The organism is Nonomuraea sp. NPDC049784 (genome assembly GCF_040659615.1).
Taxonomy (GTDB): domain Bacteria; phylum Actinomycetota; class Actinomycetes; order Streptosporangiales; family Streptosporangiaceae; genus Nonomuraea.
Genome location: NZ_JBFAMX010000989.1, coordinates 1 through 2,500, shown reverse-complemented (window position 1 = coordinate 2,500; position 2,500 = coordinate 1). Strand labels below are relative to the sequence as shown.

General features: G+C 72.6%; 3 protein-coding genes and 1 pseudogene. 2 read left to right on the top strand and 2 right to left on the bottom strand.

What is annotated here, in order from left to right; genetic code table 11:
- Positions 1 to 795 (top strand): annotated as a pseudogene (locus AB0J09_RS62180) (hypothetical protein); the annotation flags it as partial.
- 121 nt (positions 796 to 916) lie between these two features.
- Here AB0J09_RS62180 and AB0J09_RS62175 read toward each other — a convergent pair.
- Positions 917 to 1,432 (bottom strand): nitroreductase family deazaflavin-dependent oxidoreductase, encoded by a 516-nt coding sequence (locus AB0J09_RS62175; RefSeq protein WP_360713555.1) that lies wholly within the window; start codon positions 1,430 to 1,432, stop codon positions 917 to 919.
- A 126-nt stretch (positions 1,433 to 1,558) separates the two neighbouring features.
- Between AB0J09_RS62175 and AB0J09_RS62170 the strand changes: the two genes are divergently transcribed.
- A complete protein-coding gene (locus AB0J09_RS62170) occupies positions 1,559 to 2,158 on the top strand; it encodes a TetR family transcriptional regulator (RefSeq protein ID WP_360713553.1) in 600 nt (199 codons plus the stop codon).
- Between the two features lie 61 nt (positions 2,159 to 2,219).
- Here AB0J09_RS62170 and AB0J09_RS62165 read toward each other — a convergent pair.
- Positions 2,220 to 2,500, bottom strand: a 281-nt coding sequence (locus AB0J09_RS62165) for a hypothetical protein (RefSeq protein ID WP_360713551.1), incomplete at its 5' end; no start/stop codon positions are given.

The window sequence follows — 2,500 nt, the reverse complement described above, 5'->3', positions numbered from 1 at the left end:
GTGCCCGAGTCCGACCCCGGCCGGGCGGCCGCGCTCTGGGCCGACAGCATGCTCGCCATCCGCCAGGGCGACCTCGTGGCGGGGATGCCGAAGCTGCACGAATCCATCGTCATGGCCCGCGAGGCGGGAGACCGGAAACTGCTGGCGCACGGCCTGCGCACCTTGGGCGTCGCGGCGTTCCTCGCTCATGACACCCGGCGCGGACTCTCGCTGGTGCGGCAGGCTCTCGCCCTCCACCGCGCCATCGACGACCTCGACGGCGTCATGTTGGCCCTCTACGTGGCCGCCACGTACGGCTCCGACGAGGACCCGGACCAGGCCGCCAAGTACGGCGAGCAGCTCCTGGCCCTGTGCGAGCGGCAGGACGCCCTGGTCTTCCGGGCGTACGCCCAGCTGGCACTCGGTGTCGCGCGCTGGAACCTGGACGACAGCCGGCAGGCGGAAGCGCTGGTGACCACGGCCACCGAGTTCACCGGGGCGATCAACGACAGATGGTGCCTCACCCAGTGCCTGGAGGTCCTGGCGTGGATCGCGGGCGCGCGGGGAGAACACGACAGGGCCGCCGAGCTGCTGGGGGCGGCGCACGCGATGTGGCAGGCGGTGGGAGCCTCACCCGAATGGATGAGCTATCACACGACGTGGCATGTGCGCTGCACGCGACAGGCCCGCCGCGCGCTGGGCGGACCGGGGTTCGCGGCGGCCTTCCGTCAAGGGGCGCGGCTCGGCCCGGAGCGCGCCGTGGCGTACGCGTTGGGCGACCCCGCGCGGACGCGCGCCAGACGGCCGGGCGGATGACCGTGAAACCCGTCACACGTGGGCCGGTTCCCCTTCCGTGAGCTGAGCACCGACGGAACGGAAAGGAGCGCACGGAGAAGCACGTGCTTCCGGCCGCCGCGTCCTGTCCGGCTGAGCGCGGTCAGGAACGGGGCGAGAGGCGGAAGACGCGCAGCTCGCGGCCGGAGCGCTCGGTGTAGCCCTGGTACAGCGGCCAGAAGCGGGTGAGCGTCCGCCAGGCCTGCTCGCGGTCGGCGCCGCTCAGCAGGCCGGCCGTCACGGGGATGACGCGCCCGCGGAAGGTCACCGTGGCCTGCGGGGTCTTGAGCAGGTTGCCGCTCCAGGCCGGGTGGTGCTCCTTGCCGAAGTTGCTGCCGACCACCAGGAAGGTGCCGCCGTCCTCGGGCAGGCAGGCCAGCGGGCTCTCGCGGGGCTGCCCGGACTTGCTCCCGGTCGTGGTGAGCAGCAGGTGCGGGATCATCTGGTCGCCCATGAGCACGCGGCCGCCGGTCACGCGGTTGACGAAGCGGTCGAGAGGCGGCACGATCTTGGGCGCGACCCGGGCGAAGCCCTTGGTGCCCGCGAGCCACTGGAAGAACGGGCGCAGCGCGCCGCTGACCCGGGCCCTGGCCCCGCCACTGGACTGCTGCTCGACCACGGTGACCTCACGTCCCGCTTGGTGTGGCGCTGGCTGACGGGGGCCAAGGATAGTGCCCAACCAAGCGATAGATCTACTGCATGCCGGATATTGGGAAGTCCCTACGTGGGGATATAGGCTGCGGGCATGGAGGGACGAGCGCGCAGGACGGGGCGGCGGCCGGGGACATCGACCACGCGGGAGGAGATCGTCTCGGCGGCGGCCCTGGCCTTCAGCACCGGCGGCTACGAGGCCACCAGCATGCGCCAGGTGGCCGCCGACGCGGGGGTGGACCCGGCGCTCGTGCGCCGCTTCTTCGGCGGCAAGGAGCAGCTGTTCAGCGCCGTCGTCACCTCGGTGTTCCAGCCCGAGCAGGCCGTGGCCATGCTGCTCGACGGGCCGCGGGGCAAGCTCGGCGAGCGCCTCGCCGGATACGTCCTCGGCCTGCTCGGGGCGGTGGACCGGCCGGGCCCGGTCCTCGGCCTGATGCGCTCGGCCGCGACCAGCGAACACGCGGCGGCCCTGATCAGGGAGTTCCTGGCCAACGACATGCTCGGCAAGCTCACCCAGAAGCTCGGCGTGGACCATCCCGAGCTGCGTGCCGCGCTCGCGGCCAGCCAGCTCGTCGGGCTGGCCATCGCCCGCTATGCCGTACGGGTCGACGCGCTGATCGCCTCGGAGCCCGGCGAGCTCATCGACTGGGTGGCCCCCACGTTGCAGCGCTACCTGACAGGCCGCGCCCCCTGACCACTTCGAAGACGCCCAGAGGTCAAGGCAGGCCGCACATCCCCTGCCTGCCGGTCGCCCGCTAGCCCCCCGTGTTCGGGCCGGCGGTTCTCGGCCGGACGCCGAGGGCGCTGAGCAGGTAATGGCGCTGGCGCAGGGTGAGGTCGCCGATGAGGGCGCCGCTGCCGATCCTGCCCTTCCGCAGCACTCTGCTGATCTCGTCGGCGCTGCGTCCCGGCAGGGCCCGCAGCAGCGATTCGACGTCGGCGCTTATGGTGGCCAGCTCGCTGCGCGACAGCAGGGTCTCCACGCCGAGCTGCCCGGCGGCGACGGCGGCGCGCAGCTCGGAGGCCGTCATCGGCC